General features: G+C 61.1%; 1 protein-coding gene. It reads right to left on the bottom strand.

Annotated features, from left to right (window positions below):
* Window positions 1-647, bottom strand: a 647-nt coding sequence (locus OP498_RS18610; RefSeq protein WP_280554821.1) for a reverse transcriptase domain-containing protein, incomplete at its 3' end; no start/stop codon positions are given.
* Between the last annotated feature and the right edge of the window lie 31 nt (window positions 648-678).

Below are 678 nucleotides of genomic sequence, written 5' to 3'. Positions count from 1 at the left end.
GTTTTCTGCTTGATGATCCAGCGGCCTCGCCGGGATTTTCCCCAATAGTAGGTAAAGCCCAGGAAGTCGAAGGTCTCGGCGCGCTGCTCGAAGTGCGGCCGGAACCGCACCAGCCGGGTCTTGGTCGGGTGGAGAGTCAGGCCGTAGCGCGCGAAGCGCTTGGGCAGTACCTCCAGCACCTTGCGGGCATCGGCTTCGTTGCTGAATGCCAGGATGGCGTCATCGGCGAACCGCACCTCGAACGCACGTCCTCGCAGGCGTGGTTTGACGTCTTTCTCAAACCACTCGTCCAGCACATAGTGGAGGTAGACGTTCGCCAACAATGGGGAAATCACACCCCCTTGCGGGCTTCCTATCTCTCCTTTCTGCCACTTCCCGGCCTCCAATACCCCGGCCTTGAGCCACTTGCCGATCAGGCGAAGGATGACACCGTCCTTCACTCGTTGCTGCAGAAACGTCCGCAGGTGCTGGTGGTCGATCGTGTCGAAGAAGGCTTGGATATCCAGGTCGATGACCCAGCCGCCTCCCATCGACATCAAGCTGTTCCTCACCGTCTCGACGGCCTGATGTGCCGAGTGCTCCGGCCGGAAGCCGTACGAGCCGTCTAGAAAGTCGTGCTCGTAGAGCGGCTCCAGCAGGGCCACCACGGCACGCTGCAGGACCTTGTCTTCGAAGGTG

It is taken from the genome of Halomonas sp. 25-S5, assembly GCF_029889845.1.
GTDB lineage: Bacteria > Pseudomonadota > Gammaproteobacteria > Pseudomonadales > Halomonadaceae > Halomonas.
The sequence above is the reverse complement of the archived record's forward strand: the minus strand, read 5'-3'. Positions and strand labels throughout refer to the sequence as shown.